This is a genomic window from Bradyrhizobium sp. 62B (assembly GCF_030272265.2).
Classification (GTDB): Bacteria; Pseudomonadota; Alphaproteobacteria; order Rhizobiales; family Xanthobacteraceae; genus Bradyrhizobium.
Map to the genome: position 1 here is coordinate 3,632,487 of NZ_CP092841.2, position 21,717 is coordinate 3,654,203.

At 63.4% G+C, this 21,717-nt stretch carries 21 protein-coding genes; 15 read left to right on the forward strand and 6 right to left on the reverse strand.

What is annotated here, in order from left to right; all coding sequences use genetic code 11:
• The first annotated feature begins 79 nt into the window (after positions 1-79).
• From ML401_RS17055 to ML401_RS17075, 5 genes are all read left to right on the forward strand, one after another.
• On the forward strand, positions 80-760 hold the full coding sequence (locus ML401_RS17055) for a YoaK family protein (protein WP_285812692.1): 681 nt from the start codon (positions 80-82) through the stop codon (positions 758-760).
• Positions 757-2,460 carry a SulP family inorganic anion transporter gene (locus tag ML401_RS17060; protein ID WP_285812525.1) on the forward strand — a complete coding sequence of 568 codons (1,704 nt, stop codon included), beginning with the start codon at positions 757-759 and terminating at the stop codon, positions 2,458-2,460. Before ML401_RS17055 ends, ML401_RS17060 begins: the two co-directional genes overlap by 4 nt.
• A gap of 135 nt (positions 2,461-2,595) precedes the next feature.
• Positions 2,596-5,349, forward strand: coding sequence for a decarboxylase (locus ML401_RS17065; protein WP_285812526.1), 2,754 nt, complete (start codon positions 2,596-2,598; stop codon positions 5,347-5,349).
• Between the two features lie 18 nt (positions 5,350-5,367).
• On the forward strand, positions 5,368-7,068 hold the full coding sequence (locus ML401_RS17070; protein WP_212066595.1) for an aspartate:alanine exchanger family transporter: 1,701 nt from the start codon (positions 5,368-5,370) through the stop codon (positions 7,066-7,068).
• 20 nt (positions 7,069-7,088) lie between these two features.
• Entirely contained in the window at positions 7,089-7,523 is a 435-nt protein-coding gene (locus ML401_RS17075; RefSeq protein WP_194402052.1) for a hypothetical protein, read from the forward strand.
• Positions 7,524-7,594: 71 nt separating this feature from the next.
• On the opposite strand, the gene ppk2 is transcribed toward ML401_RS17075, so the two are convergent.
• Positions 7,595-8,395: a polyphosphate kinase 2 gene (gene ppk2 / locus ML401_RS17080; protein ID WP_194402053.1), complete on the reverse strand. Its 801-nt coding sequence runs from the start codon at positions 8,393-8,395 to the stop codon at positions 7,595-7,597.
• Positions 8,396-8,416: 21 nt separating this feature from the next.
• Positions 8,417-8,869, reverse strand: coding sequence for a hypothetical protein (locus tag ML401_RS17085; protein WP_211417032.1), 453 nt, complete (start codon positions 8,867-8,869; stop codon positions 8,417-8,419).
• Positions 8,870-9,035: 166 nt separating this feature from the next.
• Here ML401_RS17085 and ML401_RS17090 point away from each other — a divergent pair, with 166 nt between their 5' ends.
• The 6 genes from ML401_RS17090 to ML401_RS17115 all read left to right on the forward strand — a co-directional run bounded on the left by ML401_RS17090 (position 9,036) and on the right by ML401_RS17115 (position 15,960).
• The gene (locus ML401_RS17090; protein WP_285812693.1) at positions 9,036-9,461 is read left to right on the forward strand and encodes a hypothetical protein; all 426 of its coding nucleotides are present in this window, start codon (positions 9,036-9,038) and stop codon (positions 9,459-9,461) included.
• Complete coding sequence (locus ML401_RS17095; RefSeq protein WP_285812527.1) at positions 9,454-10,686, forward strand: HlyD family secretion protein; 1,233 nt, start codon at positions 9,454-9,456, stop codon at positions 10,684-10,686. Before ML401_RS17090 ends, ML401_RS17095 begins: the two co-directional genes overlap by 8 nt.
• 104 nt (positions 10,687-10,790) lie before the next feature.
• Positions 10,791-12,674, forward strand: coding sequence for a HAMP domain-containing sensor histidine kinase (locus ML401_RS17100; protein WP_285812528.1), 1,884 nt, complete (start codon positions 10,791-10,793; stop codon positions 12,672-12,674).
• Positions 12,675-12,924: 250 nt separating this feature from the next.
• Positions 12,925-14,598 carry a DUF3300 domain-containing protein gene (locus ML401_RS17105; RefSeq protein ID WP_285812529.1) on the forward strand — a complete coding sequence of 558 codons (1,674 nt, stop codon included), beginning with the start codon at positions 12,925-12,927 and terminating at the stop codon, positions 14,596-14,598.
• Complete coding sequence (locus ML401_RS17110) at positions 14,595-15,512, forward strand: DUF2950 domain-containing protein (RefSeq protein WP_285812530.1); 918 nt, start codon at positions 14,595-14,597, stop codon at positions 15,510-15,512. Before ML401_RS17105 ends, ML401_RS17110 begins: the two co-directional genes overlap by 4 nt.
• Complete coding sequence (locus tag ML401_RS17115; RefSeq protein ID WP_285812531.1) at positions 15,496-15,960, forward strand: hypothetical protein; 465 nt, start codon at positions 15,496-15,498, stop codon at positions 15,958-15,960. The genes ML401_RS17110 and ML401_RS17115 overlap by 17 nt, the downstream gene beginning before the upstream one ends.
• Before the next feature lie 245 nt (positions 15,961-16,205).
• Here ML401_RS17115 and ML401_RS17120 read toward each other — a convergent pair whose 3' ends face one another.
• Positions 16,206-16,622, reverse strand: a complete 417-nt coding sequence (locus ML401_RS17120; RefSeq protein ID WP_285812532.1) for a hypothetical protein — start codon at positions 16,620-16,622, stop codon at positions 16,206-16,208.
• A gap of 1 nt (position 16,623) precedes the next feature.
• Positions 16,624-16,929, reverse strand: coding sequence for a hypothetical protein (locus ML401_RS17125; RefSeq protein WP_285812533.1), 306 nt, complete (start codon positions 16,927-16,929; stop codon positions 16,624-16,626).
• A 298-nt stretch (positions 16,930-17,227) separates the two neighbouring features.
• Here ML401_RS17125 and ML401_RS17130 point away from each other — a divergent pair, with 298 nt between their 5' ends.
• The 3 genes from ML401_RS17130 (at position 17,228) to ML401_RS17140 (ending at position 20,243) form a co-directional block, all read left to right on the forward strand.
• Positions 17,228-19,261, forward strand: a complete 2,034-nt coding sequence (locus ML401_RS17130) for a VTT domain-containing protein (protein WP_285812534.1) — start codon at positions 17,228-17,230, stop codon at positions 19,259-19,261.
• Positions 19,261-19,926 (forward strand): endonuclease/exonuclease/phosphatase family protein, encoded by a 666-nt coding sequence (locus ML401_RS17135; protein WP_285812535.1) that lies wholly within the window; start codon positions 19,261-19,263, stop codon positions 19,924-19,926. The genes ML401_RS17130 and ML401_RS17135 overlap by 1 nt, the downstream gene beginning before the upstream one ends.
• Before the next feature lie 125 nt (positions 19,927-20,051).
• Positions 20,052-20,243, forward strand: coding sequence for a hypothetical protein (locus tag ML401_RS17140; protein ID WP_194402062.1), 192 nt, complete (start codon positions 20,052-20,054; stop codon positions 20,241-20,243).
• Positions 20,244-20,297: 54 nt separating this feature from the next.
• On the opposite strand, the gene ML401_RS17145 is transcribed toward ML401_RS17140, so the two are convergent.
• Positions 20,298-20,522: a hypothetical protein gene (locus tag ML401_RS17145; RefSeq protein ID WP_212066579.1), complete on the reverse strand. Its 225-nt coding sequence runs from the start codon at positions 20,520-20,522 to the stop codon at positions 20,298-20,300.
• A 253-nt stretch (positions 20,523-20,775) separates the two neighbouring features.
• On the opposite strand from ML401_RS17145, the gene ML401_RS17150 reads away from it, so the two are divergent.
• The gene (locus ML401_RS17150; protein ID WP_285812536.1) at positions 20,776-21,093 is read left to right on the forward strand and encodes a DUF1476 domain-containing protein; all 318 of its coding nucleotides are present in this window, start codon (positions 20,776-20,778) and stop codon (positions 21,091-21,093) included.
• A 15-nt stretch (positions 21,094-21,108) separates the two neighbouring features.
• Here the strand turns inward: ML401_RS17150 and ML401_RS17155 are convergent, their stop codons facing one another.
• A complete protein-coding gene (locus tag ML401_RS17155; protein ID WP_211417044.1) occupies positions 21,109-21,687 on the reverse strand; it encodes a TIGR00645 family protein in 579 nt (192 codons plus the stop codon).
• Positions 21,688-21,717 lie beyond the last annotated feature (30 nt).

Genomic DNA, 21,717 nt, shown 5'->3' on the forward strand with positions numbered 1-21,717 from the left:
TGATCCAGATCAAGCTTTAGGCAGCACGGGGCGATCCCTATGACTTGATGATGCGTTTGCGACAGCCCTCATGACGGACATGACGACGTTGGACGCCGCTGCCGACGCGATCCGTCGCGATGAGACGGTCGAGATCGTGCTGCTGCTCGCCTTCGCCGGCGGCTTCATCGACGCCTATACTTGGATCATCCATGGCGTGTTGGCCAATGCGCAGACCGCCAATCTGATCTTCCTCTGGGTCTATGCGATGGCCGGCAATTGGGTGAAGGCCTTGCACTTCGTGCCGCCGATCCTGGCCTTCGCAGTCGGCATCGTGATCGCGGCCTGGCTGCGCCGTGTCGCCGGCCAGCGTGCCGGGGCCATTAGTACCGTCGTCGAGATCGTGCTCTTGATCGCGATCGCCGTTCTGCACAACCGGTTGCCGGACCTCGCGGGAACGCTTGGCATTTCCGTGGTCGCAGCCATGCAATCGGCGATGTTCGCAAGGGTCGAAGGCACTCTTTGCAGCACGGTGATGATTACGGGAAACATGCGTCAAGCCATCGAGAACGTTTTCTCGGTTGTGCATGGCGGTGCACCGCTCGGGACGTTGCGCAAGTCGGCAATCTTTTTTGCGTTGTGTGCGGTTTTCGGTTTCGGCGCGGCGGCCGGCGCATACGCGACAAAGATCATTCCTGATCTCGCACTCGGGATTCCCGTGGTCGCGCTGTTGATCGTTCTGTTGCGTTGCGAAGCGACCCCGCAGGAGGTGACCAGATGAACTCGCCTTCGGAGCCGACCGGGATGCGATTCTTTCCACCGGCTCAGTGGCTTGCAGCATATCGAAGCGAATGGTTGCGGTCCGACGCGATCGCCGGCATCACGCTCGCCGCTTACGCGATCCCGGTCTCGCTCGCCTATGCCGCGCTCGCCGGCTTGCCGCCGCAGATCGGCGTCTACGGCTACATGCTCGGCGGCATCGGCTACGCCTTGCTCGGGACGTCGCGCCAACTCGCGATCGGTCCGACGTCGGCGATTTCCCTGATGATCGCGGGGACCGTGGGCGCGCTCGCGGGGGGCGATGCGGTCCGCTATGCGCAGATCGCGAGCCTTGCGGCGTTTGCCGTGGCGGTGCTGTGCCTCATCGCCTGGCTGTTCAAGCTCAGCGTCCTCGTCCGGCTGGTCAGCGACAGTATTCTGGTCGGCTTCAAGGCGGGGGCGGGGCTCACCATCATCATGAGCCAGTTGCCGAGCCTGCTCGGAGTTGCCGGTGGCGGCCACAATTTTTTCGATCGCGCCGTCAAGCTGGCCGGGCAGCTCGGCGGCATTGACCCGCTTGTGCTCGCCATTGGGGCCGTCGCGCTGATGTTGCTGCTACTCGGCGAGCGGCTCCTGCCCGGCAAGCCGGTTGGCATCACCGTCGTTGCGCTCGCGATCCTTCTGGCAACGCTGCTGGGCCTCCCGGCCTTGGGTGTGCCCGTTACGGGGAAGATACCGGAAGGGCTGCCAGCGCTGGGAATTCCGACGTTCGGTTTGCTGGAATTCAACGATCTGTTTCCGCTCGCAGCCGGTTGCGTCCTGCTGGCTTATATCGAGGGCGTATCGGCGGCCCGCAGCTTTGCTGCCAAGCACGGTTATCCGCTCGATGTTCGCCAGGAGTTTCTGGGCTTGGGCGCGGCAAACCTCGCCGCTGCGTTCGGCCATGGTTATCCCGTCGCCGGGGGCTTATCGCAATCGGCCGTCAACGACAACGCGGGAGCGCGGACGCCGCTCGCGCTGGTCATCTGCTCGGTGACGCTCGGGCTGTGCCTGTTGTTCTTCACGGGGCTGCTGACCAATCTGCCCAAGGCGGTGCTCGCGGCAATCGTCTTCGCCGCCGTCTACAGGCTGGTCGACGTTCGTGCGCTGCTCCGAATGTGGCGTGTCAGCCGGATCGATTTCCACGCGGCAGCGATCGCGCTGATCGCCGTGCTGCTGCTCGGCATTCTCCAGGGCGTCCTGCTGGCGTCGATCGCGTCGATTTTCCTGCTGCTGGCGCGCGCTTCGCGACCGAACGTCGCGTTCCTGGGCCGGTTGCCGGGCAGCGGCCGCTATTCGGACAGCGCCAGACATGAGGACGTGGAGCCCTTGGAGGGCGTCATCGCATTCCGGCCCGAAGCCTCGCTGCTCTACATCAACGCCGAGACGATCCTGGACACCGTCCTGACGGCGTTGCGGACCTCACCGGCCGTGCGCCTGGTCGCCTGCGACCTCTCGGCCTCACCCTATATCGATTTGGCTGGCGCCCGCATGCTGCGTGATCTCCACGACGAACTTGCGTCACGCAAGGTGACGTTCTGCATCGTCGGCGCCCACGCGCAGCTGCGCGACCTCCTGCGCGCCGAAGGACTTGCGGACAGGACCGACAGCACCCAGTGGCTGCGGTCGCTCGACACGCTGCTTGCCGATGATCGGGCAAGGAGCGGGCAAGGAACAGCCTGACGCCTCGTATTGCGTCGCGAGCGGCATGGCATCGTCCGTCAGAATGCACGGGACCGTTGACTTGGATCAATGGAACGACCGGTGCCGCACTCACGATCCGGCATCACCTTCGCCTTCATGGATCGGGAGAGATACATGTCCAAAGAGCCCAAGGCCGCGCTGAAGCGCATTGACCAGTTCTTCTCCGGACCCGGCGCACGGGCAGACGACTGGCGCGATCTGGTCGAAGCCGCCAAGACCTGGGCTCGGGTCGGCAATCGCGCGGCCTACGACGCAGCGCTGGCCGATCTCTCAGTGACCGAGGAGTTTCACGGCTATCCCGGCCTGCAACTGATGGCAACGCTGCGGGAGGCCGCGTCCGCGGGCGACGGCGCAGCCTCGTTCGCCCTTGCAACGCGGATCGCCCAGGCGCTGGCGACGCGATCCTTTCGCCAGCATGCCGGCGACTGGAGCGCCAAGGACGACGGCAATGGCGATACGCCCGAGCTGGTGCCGCCGTCTTTTGGCGCGCACAGCGCGCGTCGCCCCTATTTCGAGACGCTGATCGTCACCGGCCTGTCGCCCGGCCAATGGCCTGCGCTCGCGGCCGAATGGCGCAAGCTGCGGCGCCCGGTCGATGCCTTCATCTATGAACCGGTCATCGTCGGAAGCTTGGAGGACGCCTTCTGCGCGACGATGCTCAATCCCAACCTCGGCGCTGTGATCATCAACGAAGGCTTCGGGCTGCGCTCACGCCACGATGCGCCGGTCCTGCGTTCGATCATGGCTGGGGCAGGGCTCAACGACGAAACCGACGCCTCGGCGCTGCGGCTCGCCCAGATCATCAAGCGCGTCCGGCCCGAGCTCGATCTCTACATGATCTCGAATCGCGACGTCGAGGAACTGGCAGGCAATCCCGAGGCGGCCGTGGTGCGCCGCATCTTCTACTCGGTGGAAGAGCTCCTGGAGCTGCACCTGTCGATCCTCGAGGGCATCCAGGATCGATACGACACGCCATTTTTCGACAATCTCAAGAAATACGCGCAACGCCCGATCGGCACGTTCCACGCGTTGCCGATCGCGCGCGGCAAGTCGATCTTCAAGTCCGACTGGATCCGCGACATGGGCGAGTTCTACGGCCCGAACCTGTTCCTGGCCGAGAGCAGTGCCACCACGGGCGGCCTCGACAGCATGCTCGAGCCGACCGGCAACATCAAGAAGGCGCAGGAGAAGGCGGCGAGGGCGCTCGGCGCCGACCGCGTCTTCTTCGTCACCAACGGCACCTCGACCTCGAACAAGATGGCGGTGCAGGCGCTGCTCGCGCCGGGCGACATCGCGATCGTCGACCGCAACTGCCACAAGTCGCATCACTACGGCATGGTGCTGGCCGGTGCGCAGCCGCTCTATGTCGAGGCCTTCCCGATGACGGAATATTCGATGTACGGCGCGGTACCGCTGAAGACCATCAAGCAGGCGCTCCTGAGCGCCAAGGCCGACGGCCGGCTCGACCGCGTCAAGATGGTCGATCTCACCAATTGCACGTTCGACGGCCACATCTACAACACCCGCCGGGTCATGGAGGAATGTCTCGCCATCAAGCCCGACCTGATCTTCCTGTGGGACGAGGCCTGGTTCGGCTTCGCGCGTTTCTCGCCCTTCCTGCGCCGACGCACCGCCATGGGTGCCGCCAACGAGATCGAGTCGTGGATGCGGGATCCGAAGTCGGTCGCGACTTATGAGAAGCAGCAGGCCGAGCTTGGCAAGACCCCGTCCAACGAGGTGCTGCTCAAGACCCGGCTGATCCCGGATCCGCGACAGATTCGGCTGCGCGTCTACCAGACCAATTCGACCCATAAGTCGATGTCGGCGATCCGCCAGGGCTCAATGCTGTCGGTCAAGGACGTCGAATTCCACACCGTCGAGCAGCAGTTCAAGGAGGCGGTGTTCACCCATGCCTCGACCAGCCCGAACCAGCAGCTGATCGCGAGCCTCGACATCTCGCGGCGGCAGATGGAGCTCGAAGGCTATGGCCTTGTCGCCAATGCCATCGAGATTGCGTTCGCGATCCGCCAGGCGGTCAACAACAATCCGCTGATCTCGAAATACTTCCGCATTCTCGGCGCCGATGCCATGGTGCCGGCGCAATACCGCCAGAGCGGCTTCACCGATTTTCTGGCACCCGGCGTCAACTGGGCCAATACGCTCAAGAGCCTGGACGAGGACGAGTTCTGCCTCGATCCGACCCGCATGACGCTGGTGTGCGGCACGGCCGGCTATGACGGGACGCAGTTCAAGGGCATTCTCGCCAACGATTACAACATCCAGGTCAACAAGACGTCGCGCAACTCGGTCCTGGTCCAGTCCAACATCAACAATACCCGCAGTGACGTCGCGCATCTCATCCGCGTACTCGCCGAGATCGCGGGCGAGATCGACCGCGGCCTTACCCAGGGCGGTGCCAATGCCAGGAAGACGTTCGAAGCTCGGGTCACGAGCCTGATGAAAGATGTGCCGGATCTGCCGAACTTCTCGCATTTCCACCCGAGCTTCCGCGGCGATGCCGGCACCAAGACCAACGAGGGCGATATTCGCACCGGCTTCTATGCGGCCTACGACGCCGCGGGCTGCGAGCACATCCGCCTCAGCGATCCCGAGATCGACCGGCGGCTGAAGGCCGGCCCCGAACTCGTCTCCGCCAACTTCGTGATCCCGTATCCGCCGGGCTTCCCGATCATGGTGCCGGGCCAAGTGATCACTCAGGAGACCATCGACTTCATGCGCAAGCTCGATGTGAAGGAGATCCATGGCTACGACGCCAAGGAAGGGTTGAAGCTCGTGCGCAGCGAAGCTTTGGCGAAGCTCGGCCGGCCGAAGGCCGACGCGAAGCCGAAGCTCAAGGCCGCATCTTAGCGCTTGGAGGGGACCAACATGCAGGCATTTTTCGAGTTTCTGCGGCAGTATCCGTATCTGCTGCTGTTCTTTGTCGTCGGTCTCGCCGTCTATATCGGCCGGGCCAGCATCAAGGGTTATGGCCTCGGCATGGTTGCCGGAGCCATCGTGGTGGGGGCGGGCCTGTCGGTTTGGGCCTCGACTTACGGCGTGAAGCTCGAGCTCAACAACTTCGCCAAGAGCCTGTTTTACTATCTGTTCATGTACGGTGTGGGCTTGCGCGTCGGCCCCTCCTTTATCAACAGCCTGAAGGGCGATGGCCTCAAGTTCTGCATCCTCGCCCTCGTATCGAGCGTGCTCGGCCTGGCGCTTGTGGTCATCGGCGCCAAGCTGTTTGCGCTTCCGCCCGGCGCTGCCGGCGGCATGCTGGCGGGTTCCCAGACCATGTCGGCGGCGATCGGCTCCGCCGAGCAGGCCGTCACGTCCGGCGTCGTAAAGCTGCCCGCTGGCATGAAGCCTGAGGACGCATCCGGCATGATCGCGCTGTCCTACGGCATCACCTATATCTGGGGCACCGTCGGCATCATCCTGATCTGCAAATATCTGCCGCGCTGGTGGGGCGTCGACGCCAAGGCCGCCGCGAAACAGTATGAGCAGGAGTTCGGCGTCAAGGATCTCGAAGGTGGCGGCCTGACCGGCTATCGCCAGTTCGGCCTGCGCGCGTACCGGCTGGAGAACCCGGCAACCGTCGGGATGAGCATCGCAAAATTCCGGACGGTCAATCCCGAGTACCGGATCGTCAATGTGGGGCGGAACGGCGAGCCCCAAGGCGCCGATCCCGACTTTGTGCTGCAAAAGGGCGATATCGTCGCCCTTGGTGGATCGACCGAGCACCTCACGGAAAAGATGGGCATTATCGGCCCGGAGGTCGCTGACGCCAAGACGCTGGGCATTCCCATGGACCAGGCGGACATCCTCGTCATTAACAAGGACATGGTGGGGCGGACGTTCGAGTCCTTCCGCGACACGGCGATCGCCGGCCAGCTGCAGGTCACCAAGGTCGAACGCGGTGGTGTGCAGATTCCGGCTGGTCTCAAGACCAAGCTGGAACGCATGGACATCGTCTCGGTGGTCGGCCTGAAGTCGGCCGTCAACGAGCTCGGGGAGATGTGGGGCCGCATCGCGCGCGCCAATACGTCGACCGATCTTTTGACCCTGTCCCTCGGCATGATCATCGGCTTCCTGATCGGCATGATCGAGTTTCCGGCTTTCGGCGCCAAGGTCGGCCTTGGCAACGCAGGTGGCTTGCTCCTCTCGGGCGTGATCGTGTCCTCGGTCGTGTCGCGGCTGCGCTTCTTCGGCAACACGCCGAATGCGGCGCGGAACGTCCTCGAGGATCTCGGCCTCGTCGTCTTCGTCGCCATCGTCGGCGTCAATGCGGGCGCAGGACTGTTGTCGCAGTTGACGGGCGCCATCGCCTTGAAGATCTTCATCGTCGGCTTCATCGCCTGCACCATCCCGCCGTTCATCGTCTGGGCGATCGGCTTCCACGTCTTCAAGATCAACCCGGCCGTCTTGATGGGCGGCGTTGCCGGCGCGCGATCGCATTCCGGTCCGTGCCGCGAAGCTGCGGTCGAGATCCAGAGCTCGGTGCCATGGATCGGATTCCCGGTCGGCTATGCCGTCTCGGGCATCCTCCTGACGATCTTCGGCTACTTCGCGATGCTCCTGGCGCAATGATGAAATGGGAAAACAGACTCATGAGAAAAGTCAGCTTCGGTGCGGTTGCGGCCGCCATGCTCGTAACGGCCATCACCGTGAGTACGCCGGCGCGTGCCGATACCGGCCAGGTCGCGGTCGTCTTCACCAAAGGCGGTTTCATCGTCGGCGTCGGCGGAGGGGAAGGCGTGCTGCTCTACAGGGGCAAGAAGTATCCGTTCACCGTCTCCGGCATGAGCGTCGGCCTCACGGTCGGCGCCTCGACGACGAAGTTCGTCGGCAAGGCCATCGGTTTGAAGGGGCCCGCGTCGATCGAAGGATCGTATGCGGTTGGAGGCGCCGGCGGTGCGGTCGCGGCCGGCGCGGGCGCGGTTCAGCTGCAGAACGCCAATGGCGTGATCCTTCAGCTCAGCGGACCCAGGGTCGGCGCGGAAGTGTCGGCCGCGGTTGGCGGCGTCACGATAAAGCTCAAATAGTCCCAGCCGGAGGTCGCAAATAGAACGGGCTGCGTCGTCGCAGCCCGTTTCGTATTTCATCATGCTGCGTTTCAGTAACGCTCTTCCACGAACTTGAGACCGCGCAGGCTTGCCTGGTCGTTGTAGCGTCCCTTGTGAGACCGCGGCGGCAGCTTGACCTTGTCCCGCTTGACTTTCTTGTAGGGGATCGTCCTCAAGACGTGCGAGATGCCGTTGAGCCGCGCGCGGCGCTTGTCGTCGGAGCGGATCAATCGCCACGGCGCATGCTTGGTGTCGGTCGCCTCGAACATCATGTCGCGCGCGCGCGAATAATCGTACCAGCGCCCGAACGATTCGGTGTCCATCGGGCTCAGCTTCCACTGCCGCAGCGGGTCCTCGATCCGTGCCATGAAGCGGCGTTCCTGCTCCTCCATCCCGACCTCCAGCCAGAGCTTGATCAGGATGATGCCGGCGTCGACGGCGAATTTCTCCACCAGCGGGCACAATTCCAGGAAACGCTTGTGCTCGGTCGGCGAGCAGAAGCCCATGACGTATTCGACCCCGGCGCGATTGTACCAACTGCGATCAAAGATCACGATTTCGCCGCCGGCGGGAAATTGCTCGATATAGCGCTGCATGAACAGCTGGGACTTCTGCCGGTCCGAGGGGGCGGGCAGGGCGCAGACACGGAAGACGCGCGGTGACACCTTCTCGGTCAGGGCCTTGATGGTGCCGCCCTTGCCGGCGGCGTCGCGCCCTTCGAAGATGATGATCACTTTCAGCTTCTGGACCTTGACCCATTCCTGCAGGTGACAAAGCTCGACCTGGAGTTTGCCGAGCTCCTTCTCGTAGTCCTTGCGCTTCATCCGCTCCGCAGGCGCGTCCTTGGCCATGCCGTTGCCTCCTGTTGCGCGTCATTCGTCCCAGGAGATGGTCACGCCGATATCGCCGGGCACGCCGCCGGGAAAATCGATGACCTGATAGGAAATGCGATAGCCGCGCGGTTTGAGATAGTCGACCCACAGCTGGAATATTTCCTTTGGAATTCCGGTCAGGGTGTTCTCCCAGCCTTTTTCCATCTGATTGATGGCGCGGCCCTTGTCCGTGCAGAGCGAGTTGGGGAAGCGATAGACCAGCACTTCGGTCAGGCCATTTCGCACCGCACGCTTGATGATGGTGGAGGCGAGCTGGATCTTCTCCTCCTCGCTCTTGCCCGAGGGCTTGCTCAGACGCTCGATCAGAGCGCGCTTCTCCGCATCGGCCGCCGCAGCGAGGCGGACATATTCGTCAGCCTTCTCCGCCTCCTTGAGAGCGGCTTCTTGTCGAATCTGGGCGGCGTTGGGGATGAGATCGTCGAGACCCGGCATGGCTGGCGGCTCCTGATGATTATCCAATCAGCATCGGGAAGACGCTAGGTCGGGCGAAAGGCGTTCCCTTGATTCAAATCAAGCAAACAGCGAGACTACCTGAACAGGGTACCAGAAGTGCCGTTTCACTGACCGGGAGAGACGTTTGAGCGACCAACTTCACCCGATGGCTCCGCACCATTTGCCGTTTTTTCTCGCGCCGGGAAGCGGGATCGACACGCTCATGGTCGTCATGGGAATTTTCCTGCTCGGTACCGTGTTCTGGGTCGGTACGCTCTATTGGAAGCTGCACAGCCTGCCGGAGCGGATGGCGCACAAGTCGCAGAAGCTGCAATTCGAGTTCGTCGCCGTGCTCGGTCTGATCTCGCTGTTCACGCATATGCACATCTTCTGGATCGCAGGACTCTTGCTCGCAATGATCGATCTGCCCGATTTTGGCACGCCGCTGCGCAGCATTGCCGGCTCTGTCGAGCGGATCGCGGACGCCACGCCGGCCGGCGAGGACGTTGAGCCGGAGAGGGAGGCTGTGACCACGCCGCCTCCGGCAGACAAGCCGGTGCCGGCCAAGGCGAAGGAGCCCGGCCATGCTTGAGCTCCTGATCTGCTCCCTGGTCACGATCCTGCCGGACTACCTCTACCGCCGCTATGCTCAGGGCAAACGGTTCGGCAAGGAGATCACCTTCTTCTCCATCTGGTACGAACTGCGCTGGGGCATCACCGGCTGCCTGATGCTGACGGTGTCGCTGATCACCATGATCTTCTATTTCCATCCGGCGACGTCGTCGGCGACGCTGTATTTCCGCACGGTTCCAATCCTGCCTGAAGGCTCCGGGCGCGTGGCCGAGGTCAAGGTCGGCTTCAGCGCGCCGGTCAAGAAGGGGGACGTGCTGTTCACCCTGGACAGCTCGAAGCAGCAGGCCGCGCTCGAAACCGCCAAACGGAAGGTTGCGGAGGTCGATGCGACCATGCAGACGGCGCAAGCCGATGTGGCCAAGGCCGAGGCGCAGGTCGGGGAGGCGAGAGCCAACTATCAGCAGGCCAGGGACGAGTTGGAGACCAAGAGCGAACTCCAGCGCCGCAATCCCGGAATCGTTCCGCAGCGCGACATCGACAAGCTCCAGGTCCTGGTCGACCAGCGTCAGTCTGGCATCGATGCGGCGACGGCCGCGAAACAATCGGCGTCGCTGCAGATCTCGATTCTGCTGCCGGCGCAGAAGGCGAGTGCGGAGGCTGCGCTGGCCCAGGCTCAGGTCGATCTCGACAAGACGCTCGTCCGCGCCGGCGTGGATGGGCGCGTCGAGCAGTTCCTGGTTCGACCGGGCGACGTCGTCAACCAACTGATGCGGCCGGCCGGCGTGCTCGTTCCGGAAGGCGCCGGCCGCAAGGCGCTGCAAGCGGGTTTCGGCCAGATCGAGGCCCAGGTGATGAAGGAAGGTATGGTGGCGGAGGTAACCTGTATTTCGAAGCCATGGGTGATCATCCCCATGGTGATCACGACAGTGCAGGACTACATCGCGGCCGGGCAGTTTCGATCCGGCGAGCAACTGATCGATCCGCAGAACGCCGTGCGTCCCGGCACCATCCTTGTGTTCCTCGAGCCGCTCTACAAAGGGGGCCTGGACGGGGTCACACCGGGCTCGAGCTGCATCGTCAATGCCTATACCAGCAATCATGAGGAGATCTCCGCCAAGGGCACGTCGACCAGCCGGAAGATCGCGCTCCACGTCGTGGATGGCGTCGGCCTCGTCCACGCGCTGCTGCTGCGTATCCAGGCGCTGCTGCTGCCCATCCAGACGCTGGTACTGAGCGGGCATTGAACGGAGCGCATCGCACTTTCAAGCCTGTCCGCGTGCCGCAATACTCGCTAGACTTGCCTGAAAAGCAGCCGTCGGAAGCTGCGGCAATGGAGCTGAGCAGGCGCATGAGCGGTGTTTCCGTCAGGCCGTGGCCAGCCGTGGCCGCACTGCTGTATCTCGGCCTGTTCGTCGCCGTGAGCCTGCTGTCCTGGCGCGCGGAAGCCGGCGAGCGAAGCCGGCGCGGCGAGCTCAAGCGCGTGCTGGTGTTGCACTCTTTCGGCCGCGAGTTTCGGCCGTGGAGCGAATATGCCCGCGACATCAAGAATGAACTCGAGCGACAGTCGCCCTGGCCGCTGGATATCCAGGAGCACGCGCTGCTCACAGCGCGCTTCAACAATCCTGGCCCCGAGGCGCCATTCGTCGAATATCTGCAGTCGCTGTATCAGGGCGCGAAGCCCGACGTGGTGTTGAGCATCGGCGCGCCTGCCGCCCGGTTTGCGCAGAGATACCGAGCAAGACTGTTCCCAGATGCGCCGCTCATTCTCACCGCGGTCGAGAATCGGCTGATTGATCGCGCAGGTCTCGGCTCCAACGATGTGGTCGTGGCAATTCGCAACGATTTTATGGCCTCATTTGAGAACATCCTGCAGCTTCTGCCGGGCACCAAGTCCGTTGCCGTCGTGGTTGGAGCCTCGCCACTCGAGAAGTTCTGGGTCGAGGAGGTCAAGCGGGAGCTGAAACCTCTCGACGGGCGAGTCGAGCTGGTCTGGTATTCGGATCTGTCATTCGAGGAGATCCTGAGGCGCGCATCGAAGCTCCCGCCGGAGACCGTGCTGTTCTGGGGGCTGATGTCGGTCGATGCGGCCGGCGTCGTCCACGAGAGCGACATTGCCCTGCGCAGCCTTCATGCAGTCGCGAATGCTCCGATCTTCTCCTACCAGGAGCCTTTTTTCGGTGACGGTCCCGTCGGAGGACCGATGCATTTGATCGCGGAAACGAGTTCAAGGACTGTTCGCGCCGCGATCGGCATCCTCGGCGGCGCGAAACCTGCGAACATCAATTACGAGACGATCGGCTTCTCCGCGCCCCGATACGACTGGCGGGAATTGCAGCGCTGGGGCATCAGCGAGAGCCGTTTGCCTCCTGACAGTCAGATCCTGTTTCGCGAGCCGAACATCTGGGAGCGCTATCGCTGGGAGATGTTGATGATCGCTGCTGCGTTCCTCGTGCAGGGCGGTCTCATCAGCGGGCTGCTGCACGAGCGGCGACGACGGAGGGTTGCCGAGGTCGAATCGCGCCAGCGTCTCGCCGAGCTCGCTCACGCCAATCGCTATTCCGCCGTCGGCGAGTTGACCACGTCCATCGCCCACGAACTGAACCAGCCACTCGGCTCCATCCTGACCAATGCCGAGACGGCAGAACTCATGCTGAGCGCCAAGGCGCCCGACATCAACGAGGTTCGTCAGATTCTCGCCGACATCAGGCGCGACGACCAACGGGCAAGCGAGGTGATCCGCCGGCTGCGCTCCATCCTGAAAAAGACGCCGTTCGAAATCAAGGACATCGAGCTCAATGGTACCGTTCGCGAAGCGCTCGACCTTCTGAAGGCCGTCGCCGACGGACGCCGCATCGCCTTGACCTACGCGCCTGTCCTGAGCGATCTCCATGTCAAGGGCGATCCAGTCCAGCTTCAGCAGGTCATCCTCAACCTGGTCATCAACGCGATGGATGCGGTGTCGGATGCGAACGCCGGAAGGCGGGAGATCTGCGTCTCGACCCTTCGGGCCGGCAATCAGGCCGAGATCAGGATCGCCGATACCGGACCCGGAATAGCCCCGGCCGACCTCGCTCAGGTTTTCGATCCGTTTTTCACGACCAAGCCGCAAGGCATGGGAATGGGACTGGCGATCGTCAAAACCATCATCGAGGCCCATCACGGCGAAATTGTCGCGGCAAACCGCGCCGCTGGCGGCGCCTTGTTCACGATGCGGCTCCCGATTGCGGGCTGAAGAGGCGATACCCTTGATCTTGATCGAGCCTCCGGGGCGCCGCGGCCGTTCCTCTTCCGCGGTCGCGGAAGTGACGATTACCCTGTTGGCGCAGCGCCGCGTGCCGGCTCATGATGGATGCCGAACTGATCGAATGAGGGTTTGGTCTTGCGCTGCAGCAGTCCCGAGGATCTCGTTTCGTTGATCTCGATCAACGAACGCCTCCGATCCGGCTCGATCTTCCCCAGTTGGAAGTACGAAGGAGGGTGTGATGTTTCGCTGCGGCAAGATCCTGATGGCGCTTGCGTTCATAATTGCGACCTCGTTCGCTGCAATGGCGCAGACCCCAACGACGCCTGCGGCCCCGGCTCCGCAGGCGCAGCCGGCAAGTCCCGCGGCGCCGTCGGCCGAGCTTCTGAAACCCGAGCAGCTCGAGGCCCTCGTTGCGCCGATTGCGCTCTATCCGGATGAACTCCTCGCCAACGTTCTGGCCGCCTCGACCTATCCGCTCGAGGTGGTGCAGGCTGACCGCTGGCTGAAGGAGCGCAAGACCCTCAAGGGTGACGCAGTGAAGGCGGAGGTGGACAAGCAGGCCTGGGACGACAGCGTCAAGGCGCTCGCCAGCACCGCCGACGTCCTGACCATGATGAGCGACCAGCTCGAGTGGACCAAGAAGCTCGGCGATGCCTTTCTCGCGCAGCAGCCCGATGTGATGGATGCGATCCAGCGCCTGCGCACCAAGGCCTATGACAACAAGAAGCTGGTTACCACCAAGCAGCAGAAGGTCACCGTTCAGTCTCAGGAAGGCAAGCAGGTCGTCGTGATCCAGCAGGCCAATCCCTCGGAGATGTATGTGCCGTACTACGATCCGGCCACGGTCTATGGCGGCTGGCCCTATGCGGAATATCCGCCCTATTACTGGGGCTATCCGTCCTATATCGGCGCGGGCGTGGTCGCGGCGGGGCTTGCTTTCGGCACCGCATGGGCGATCGGGCGGTGGGGCAATTACTGGGGCGGCGGCTGCAACTGGGGCAATCGCAACGTATACGTCAACCACCGCACCACCAACATCGGCAATGGCTGGCAGCACAATCCGGCGCATCGCGGCGGCGTCCGCTACAACAACAGCAACGTTCAGCAGCGCTTCGGCAACAACAATTTGAAGGCCGGCGTGTCGGACCGCATGGATTTCCGCGGTCGTGATGGCAACCAGGTGCTGCGTCCCAATCAGGGCGCGGGAGATCGGGCAGGCGACCGTGCCGGCGATCGTGCTGGTGATCGCGGTGACCGGGCAGGAGACCGCGCGGGCGATCGTGCCGGCAACCGCGGTGATCGGCCCGGCGGAGGTGATCGTGCTGGAGCTGCGGATCGCGCCAAGGGCGGCGGCGACCGCGCCAAGGCCGCAAACAAGGGTGGTGGAGATCGCGCAAAGGCTGCTAACCGCGCCGGCGGCGCTGCGGCCAATCGTGGCAGCGGCGGCAATCGTGGCGGTGCCATGAACGTCTCCTCCGGCCGCTCGGCAGCTGCAGCATCCGCCCGTGGACGGTCGAGCATGGCGAGCATGCCGCGCGGTGGCGGCGGCGGCCCGAGCTTTGCTGGCCGCGGCGGCGGTGGCGGAGCGGCGATGCGTGGAGGCGGTGGCGGGGGCGGCTTCCGTGGCGGTGGCGGCGGTGGTCGGCGCTCCGATATCGCGCTGAAGCACGACATCACGCTCCTCGGCCATCTCTCGAGCGGCATCGGCTACTATCGCTTCAGCTACATCGGCAGCGACAAGGCCTATGTCGGCGTCATGGCGCAGGAGGTCGAGCAGGTGATGCCTGCCGCCGTGACGCGCGGCAGCGATGGCTATCTGCGGGTCCATTACGAAAAGCTCGGGCTGACATTCCGCACCTACCGCGACTGGCTCGCCGGCGGCGCGAAGGTCCCTGCGGAGGTGACGCCATGACTGTCCTAGACTCATTCCGTCGCGCAATGTTGCCGGGCATCATTACGCTGGTGTTGCTCGGCTCTGCATCGCAGGCGCAGCAATCGTTCAAAACGCCGGAGGATGCGGCGGCTGCGCTCGCCGCCGCGGTCAAGAGCGGACCGGACGACATCCTGAAAGTGCTTGGGCGTGCCGCCGACGACATCGTGTCCTCCGGCGACGAGATCGCCGACAACGACATCCGAGCGCGCTTCACGTCGATGTATGACGCCAGTCATGCCATCAAGGCCGAAGGCAACAAGACCGCGACGTTGGTGCTGGGTCCGGATGACTTCCCGTTCCCCATTCCGCTGGTCAACACCAAGGCCGGCTGGGAATTCGACACCGACGAGGGACGCATCGAAGTGCTGCGCCGGCGTATCGGCCGCAACGAACTCGATGCGATCCAGACCGCGCTCGCCTTTGTCGACGCGCAGAATGAATATGCCGACAAGGACCGCGGCGAGGGCGCCGGCGTCTATGCGCAGCGCATCGTCTCCTCGCCGGGCAAGAAGGACGGCCTGTTCTGGCGCGACGACAACGACCCGAGCCCGCTCGGCGCGCTGGCGGCCGAGGCATCGAAGGAGGGCTACCGCGCCGGCGATGTCGGACCTGCGCCCTATCACGGCTACTACTTCCGGATTCTCAAAGGGCAGGGCCGGGATGCTCCCGGCGGTGCGCTCAATTACGTCGTCAAGGGCAAGATGATCGGGGGCTTCGCCTTGATCGCCTGGCCTGCCGAATACGGCAATTCGGGCATCATGACCTTCCTGGTCAATCACGCGGGCACCGTCTACCAGAAGGATCTCGGCAAGCGCACGGCCTTCGTCGCCGAGCGCACCTCGCTGTTCGATCCTGATGAGACCTGGAAGAAGGTCGATGCCCCGGCAAAGTGAGGTGAGAGCAGCCCTTCTGTCGATCGCGCGTTATCTTGCTGCGGGCGCGCTGCTCGCCTTTGCCGCGCCTGCCACCCCGTCGTTCGCCCAAGCAGCGGGTCATGTGCGCGTCAAGATTGCGAAGGCCGGCCTGCTGATCGGAGGCGGCGCCGGCAACGGCGTTCTGACCTATCGCGGCCGCAATTATCCATTCCGCGTAACGGGAGCGAGCCTTGGTATCACGGCGGGGGCAAGTGTCGCACGGCTGGAGGGCTGGGCCTCTGGCATAAAGGATGTGAGCGACTTCGCCGGCGTCTATAGCTCGGTCGGCGGTGGTGCGGCTGTTGTCGGGGGCATCAACGGCGCTCACCTGCGGAACGACAAAGGGGTGACAATGGTCCTGCAAGGAGGAAAGCTGGGCGCAGAATTCGCCGCCAATCTGAGCGCGATCATGATTTCCATGAGATGAGGAAGTATTCGTCGTCATGGCGGTACGAGAGCCGCCGGGGAACATGGTGACGCAACGCCGGGCTTCGCCCGGCCAGTGCGACCCAGCCTCGTCTGCGCCGAAGAAGCTCGACAGCGCCGCCGGTCTGCCGCCGCTCCCCAGCATCAGGCGGACTTTTTGGCCCTCGATCAGCGGAGGTGGAAACGCGACAGGGGCGCGTGAAACCGTTCGCCTGCAGTGCCGGTTCAGAACACAAAGCGCTGGCTCTAGACCCCGGCTGGTCCTTGCGAAATATCAATTACGTGCCGATCGCTCCCGACCGTTATCACGATCGTGTACGTCTTGGGACCACCGCCTTGGTCGGTCGGTGGTGCAATGTGGAGCTGTCCACCATACCATTCCCCCGGCATCATGGTGTTGTCCTTGATCACCGCTTGCTCCAGCACCGCCATGTTTCGCTGCCCTGTCTCGACAGTGGTTGCAATCATGGCTTCGTTTTGAGCGGCCGCGTTGTTCTGGGCTATCGCAGCTGCTGTGGGACTATAAAACGTTCCGGTACGCCCGCCGGGCGTAGTGTAGTGGCCGTAACCGGCTCGGGAAGCGCTATACGCGTTGCCGGCGGCGGCAACACCCGTAAGGAGTGCGGCCGCGACCTGGCGGTTCTTTTCCTCCTGCACCAGCATCTCAGGTCACCACCTTCATCTCGAAATCCGACCCGGCTGCGTGCTGCACGGCCTCAACCTGGGAGACTCGGAAGTCGACGGGCTGCTTGCCAAGATTATTGATGCCGACAACGAAGACTGGCCGGCCATTTGCCTGCATTTGACGGGCTGCTGGACGGACCAGCACCAGTGATGTCTTCTGCCGCGATACCAGGGCGGGCTGGCCATCGCGCATCAGCGCCTGTTGTTGCGGATTGGAAGCCTTGAATTGCACGGTCTCGGCGGTGACACAGCCGCCCAATAACGCGCAAAGCGCGAGTATGCTCAAACAACGCATTTTGGCCCCCCAGCCGTAAAGCCATCATCCAAGCGCAACCCTTGCGGGACATCAATAGAACTCGCGCGTTATCGACTTCCGTGAGAATACGGGGCGGCGGAATTTCGGCTGTGCAGTGCTGCTGCGCTTGCAGGTCGCGGCCCCACCGAACCGCCCCTCGCAAGCTCTGGAACCCCTTGAGCGTTCAGTGCGTTTAGACGCGAACGCGAATTGCGAGGTCAACCTGCTTCAGAGCTCATCGACCCTGATCCCCGGCGATACCGTCTGGCGACGGTGCAAGACGCGGCGCGTGGCGGTTTTGAACGATGCTGCCGCATATTTTGCGGCCCTGCGCGAGGCGCTGCTCGATGCGCAGGATCTCGTCTACATCGTCGGGTGGGACATCCATAGCGAGACGACGTTGGTCGGGGCCGCCGGACGTGCGGATGACGGCTTGCCCGAGCAGTTGGGTCCATTTCTGCGCGCGCTCGTGCATCGCCGCCGCGAGTTGCGGATCAACATTCTGGTCTGGGATTTCGTCTCGTTCTACGCCTCCGAAAGGGAATGGAATTCCGCGGCGAAATTCACCGCCGACACCGACGGCCGCGTCCAATTCCAGCTGGATTCCACGCTTCCGTTCGGCTCGGCGCAGCACCAGAAGATCGTCTGCATCGACGGTTCACTGGCGTTCGTCGGCGGGCTCGATCTGACGATCAGGCGCTGGGACACGAGCGAGCATTGCGCCGATCAACCGTTGCGCTGCGATCCGCAAGGCAAGCCATATCCGCCGTTTCATGATGTTCAATGCCTGGTCGACGGCGATGCCGCCGCCTCGCTGTTCGAACTGGCGGAGGAGCGCTGGCGTGCGGCAGGCCAACTGACGCATGAGCGGCGCGGGCGGAGTCGTGCGCGCTGGCCGTCGCATGTGCCGGTCGAGGCCGAGCACATGCCCGTGGGCATCGCCAGGACCGATGTCGTCTGCCCCATCGACTCGACCATCAGGGAGGTCGAGCGTTCGCTGATCGCAGCGATCAGGTCCGCGACGAGCTTCATCTACATCGAAAATCAGTTCACCAGCGCCAACAAGATTGCTCAGGAATTGGCCGCGCAGATGCAGCGCGTGCCGGCGCTGCGGGTCTTGGTCGTTGCGCCGAAACTGCATTCCTCGTGGCTGGAATCCCAGGCCATGCAGAACGGCCGCGGCGCCTTCATCGCCTGTTTCAGCGAGGCCGGGATCGCCGATCGTATCCGCTTCGTCTACCCGGTCTCGCGCGATGGGGAGACGGAGGCGGCCGTCATGGTGCACAGCAAGCTCATGATCGTCGACGACAGGATCTTGCGGATCGGATCGGCCAATCTCAACAACCGGTCGATGGGGGCCGATAGCGAATGTGACCTGATCTTTGAAGCCGCGTCCGATGAGCATCGGGATTTCGTCGCTTCAGTTCGCCATCGCCTGGTCGCCCATTTCTGTGGCGTCGACGAACACACCATCGCGCAAAACGACGATCGTCTCCTTGCTCTCCTGGACGAGGTCTCGGGAACCGATAGAGCGAAGACGCTGCGGGACGTGGAGGCCTCGGTCCTCAACAGCACGCTGGCCACGATGGTCCAGCCGGTGGCGGATCCCGAGCGGCCCCTTCACCTCGAGCGGGCGGCCTCTCGCATGTGGAGCACCAAGACCATCATCGGGATCGTCTCGATCGCCGTGGCGCTCCTTGGCCTCGCCATGGCGTGGTCATACACGTCCTTGAGCGGCTTCGCCGACACGGGACGCATCTCGAATTTGCTGTCCGCCTATTCGCACTCGGTCTGGGGGCCTCCACTTGCGGTCGTGGCTTTTGTCGTCGGCGGCCTGGTGGTGTTTCCGGTGCTCGTGCTCATTGCGGCCACGGCGGCCGCGCTTGGGCCATGGCTGGGCTTCGTCACGGCGATCGCCGGGGTCTTGCTCAGCGCCTTCATCCTGTTCGTGATCGGACGGGCACTCGGACGACAGCGGCTCCAGCAACTGCTCGGACGGCGTGCGGCGCGGATCCAGGACCGCGTTGTCGGCAAGGGCATCCTGGCTGTCGTCGTAATCCGGATGATTCCCATCGCACCGTTCTCGGTGGTGAATGTCGTGGCCGGTGCGAGCACGCTGCCTCTGCGTGACTTCCTGGTCGGAACCCTGCTGGGCATGACCCCTGGCATCCTTGCCATGGCGGTTCTCGGGGCGCAGATCGCGGATGTGGCCCGCAATGCGTCCTGGAGCAGCATGTTGCTGCTCGTGCTGGCGTTCCTGGGCTGGCTCGGCATCTGCGCCGGCGCGCAATTCGTCGCGACCTGGCTCGCCGGGAGGCGCTGATGCGCTTCATGACCTGGAACGTGCATGGCACGTTCAACCTCAATCCGAAGTTCGATCTGGAGGGCGTGTGCTCCATTATTCGCAAATGGGCTCCCGATGTCGTCGCGCTCCAGGAGGTGGATTCGCGATCGAGGTCGGACGATCCGTTTTCGAAGCTCGCAAGTGTCGTCGGCGATCACCGCGTTCACGCCAAGTCGATCGTCACTGCGGATGGCGATTACGGTCAGATGCTCCTAAGCCGCTTTCCGTTCTCCGGTGCGCCCGAGATCGCCGACGTGTCGTATCGAGAGCGTGAGCCGCGCAGAGCCATTGCGACAAGCCTGCTGACCCCCTCCGGCGATGTGCGGGTGGTCGCCACGCATCTGGGCTTGAGCATCCACGAGCGCTATGCGCAGGCTCAGGCCTTGGTGAGCCTCGTCAAGCCGGCGAGGACCGTCGTCCTCGGCGACTTCAACGACTGGTTTTGGGTCAAGTCAGTGCGGCGCGTGCTCGCACAGGTCTGCCCGAACCGTACGCGGTTGCGGACTTTCCCGTCGCGTTTGCCGCTCCTGCGGCTTGACCGGATCTATGCGACGTCCGACAGCGAAATCGTGAAAGTTTGGACCGACGAGGAGGCACGAGCTTTCTCGGACCATCTGCCCGTCATTGCCGAAATCGAGCTTTAGGGCATGTAGAAAGGCTTTATTTTACAACAGCATAGCTACTGTGCATGGGGTTGTTTTTCCACATTTGCGTCAGGCGCGTTCAGAGGGGGTAAGGAACTCTTTCCTCACAGCGGCGTTATCTTCCCATGGCTGAAGATCTTTCCTTCCGACGCAAACCCCTGACCCCCGAGCAGCGCCAGGCGCGCGATGCGACTCGCCGGATCGAGGCCGAAAAGGCCATGCGCGATCATGAAGAGGCGCAAAAGGCGTTTTACGCCAACAAGGAGCGGCTGAAAGCCGAACGACTGGCGCGTGAAGCCGCGGCGGCAAAGGACTGAGCTCGCGCGGGCTCTCGTCCGCAATCCTCCGACACGATCGTCCGGACGGCGGCGCTAGTGCCGGGGGGAGATCCGCGCGGTGCTCAGAACCAGCATGAGCGCCTGGACGGCCCCTGTGAAGGCGCGGCGCGGCATTTGCGCTTCGATCGCCTCGGCTGCGATGCGACAATCGTCGGCGACCTTGAGCAGCCCGCTTCGCGTGAGATCCATGTTGGAGAGGGCAGCCTGCTCAAGGCAGACCCGTTCAAGCCGTCGAAATTCCCGAAGCTCTCTGTTCATGCGCCAGCTCCCGGTGTGCCCAAGGCCATGCGGCGCTGAGTCTGCTTAACGAACGGTAAACGACCTCGACTTCCGGGCTGGCTGGCGCTGAGCTTGTGCAGCCATGCGCACGCCGGGCCAAGGGGCATTGGTAGGCTTGACGGCGTCTTCCTTCCGCCGGAAGCTTCAAATGATCTTAAACCAGCGTGAACCGCGGAGACGTTCGTCCCCAGCCAGTCCGACCCTCATCAGCGAAAGCGCAATGGAGCTGACCATGACCACGTTCGACAAGCGCGAGCAGGGCTTTGAGGCCAAATTCGTCCACGACGAGGAACTCATGTTCAGGGCCACGGCCCGGTCCAACAAGCTGCTCGGTCTCTGGGCCGCAAGCCGGCTCGGTCTGAACGGCGATGCCGCGACGAGCTACGCAACGACGCTGGTGACGGACCATCTGCAAGACAGGACGATGGACGAGGTGCTCGACAAGGTGTCGGGCGATCTTGCCGGCACGGGCCTTGGGCGCGAGCAGATCGCGGTCAAGCTGCAGGAATGCCTGCATCGGGCCATGCAGCAGCTCGAGACAGATAGGTAAGGCGGTCGTCAGGCGCTATTCGGCCTGCTTGCGCGCGCCGGAATCGCCGAGCTTGTCGACATAGGCAATGCCGATCGCCGAGACCACGAAGGTGAGGTGGATCAGCACCTGCCACATCACGCCGGTCTCGGTGTAGCCGGCGCGGTTCGAGCCGAGATTGCCGGCCTCGATGAAGGTGCGCAGCAGCGCGATCGAGGAGATGCCGATGATGGCCATGGCGAGCTTGATCTTGAGGACGCTCGCGTTGACGTGGCCGAGCCATTCCGGCTCGTCGGGATGGCCCTGCAGGTCGAGCCGCGAGACGAAGGTCTCGTAGCCGCCGACGATCACCATCACGAGCAAATTGGAGATCATCACGACGTCGATCAGCGCAAGCACGCTCATCATGATCTGCTGCTCGGTGAGATCGATCGCGTGCCACGAGAGGTGCCAAAGCTCCTTCAGGAACAGAACGATGTAGACGCATTGCGCCACGATCAGTCCGAGATAGAGCGGGAGCTGCAGCCAGCGCGAGCCGAAGATGATCATCGGCAGCACGCCGAGGCGCGGCAAGGGCGGGCGCGGTTCGGATTGGGGTGAAGGCTCAACCGACATTCAGGCCGCATCCTCGCAATCGAGACGATC

Coding starts and splice junctions, on each gene's coding strand:
- ppk2 (WP_194402053.1), bottom strand. CDS start 8,395: ATGGCCAAGGACGCGCCTGCGGAGCGGATGAAGCGCAAGGACTACGAG.
- ML401_RS17060 (WP_285812525.1), top strand. CDS start 757: ATGAACTCGCCTTCGGAGCCGACCGGGATGCGATTCTTTCCACCGGCT.
- ML401_RS17100 (WP_285812528.1), top strand. CDS start 10,791: ATGAGCGGTGTTTCCGTCAGGCCGTGGCCAGCCGTGGCCGCACTGCTG.
- ML401_RS17110 (WP_285812530.1), top strand. CDS start 14,595: ATGACTGTCCTAGACTCATTCCGTCGCGCAATGTTGCCGGGCATCATT.
- ML401_RS17115 (WP_285812531.1), top strand. CDS start 15,496: ATGCCCCGGCAAAGTGAGGTGAGAGCAGCCCTTCTGTCGATCGCGCGT.
- ML401_RS17085 (WP_211417032.1), bottom strand. CDS start 8,869: ATGCCGGGTCTCGACGATCTCATCCCCAACGCCGCCCAGATTCGACAA.
- ML401_RS17095 (WP_285812527.1), top strand. CDS start 9,454: ATGCTTGAGCTCCTGATCTGCTCCCTGGTCACGATCCTGCCGGACTAC.
- ML401_RS17055 (WP_285812692.1), top strand. CDS start 80: ATGACGACGTTGGACGCCGCTGCCGACGCGATCCGTCGCGATGAGACG.
- ML401_RS17145 (WP_212066579.1), bottom strand. CDS start 20,522: ATGAACAGAGAGCTTCGGGAATTTCGACGGCTTGAACGGGTCTGCCTT.
- ML401_RS17105 (WP_285812529.1), top strand. CDS start 12,925: ATGTTTCGCTGCGGCAAGATCCTGATGGCGCTTGCGTTCATAATTGCG.
- ML401_RS17065 (WP_285812526.1), top strand. CDS start 2,596: ATGTCCAAAGAGCCCAAGGCCGCGCTGAAGCGCATTGACCAGTTCTTC.
- ML401_RS17140 (WP_194402062.1), top strand. CDS start 20,052: ATGGCTGAAGATCTTTCCTTCCGACGCAAACCCCTGACCCCCGAGCAG.
- ML401_RS17090 (WP_285812693.1), top strand. CDS start 9,036: ATGGCTCCGCACCATTTGCCGTTTTTTCTCGCGCCGGGAAGCGGGATC.
- ML401_RS17075 (WP_194402052.1), top strand. CDS start 7,089: ATGAGAAAAGTCAGCTTCGGTGCGGTTGCGGCCGCCATGCTCGTAACG.
- ML401_RS17155 (WP_211417044.1), bottom strand. CDS start 21,687: ATGTCGGTTGAGCCTTCACCCCAATCCGAACCGCGCCCGCCCTTGCCG.
- ML401_RS17070 (WP_212066595.1), top strand. CDS start 5,368: ATGCAGGCATTTTTCGAGTTTCTGCGGCAGTATCCGTATCTGCTGCTG.
- ML401_RS17135 (WP_285812535.1), top strand. CDS start 19,261: ATGCGCTTCATGACCTGGAACGTGCATGGCACGTTCAACCTCAATCCG.
- ML401_RS17150 (WP_285812536.1), top strand. CDS start 20,776: ATGACCACGTTCGACAAGCGCGAGCAGGGCTTTGAGGCCAAATTCGTC.
- ML401_RS17120 (WP_285812532.1), bottom strand. CDS start 16,622: ATGCTGGTGCAGGAGGAAAAGAACCGCCAGGTCGCGGCCGCACTCCTT.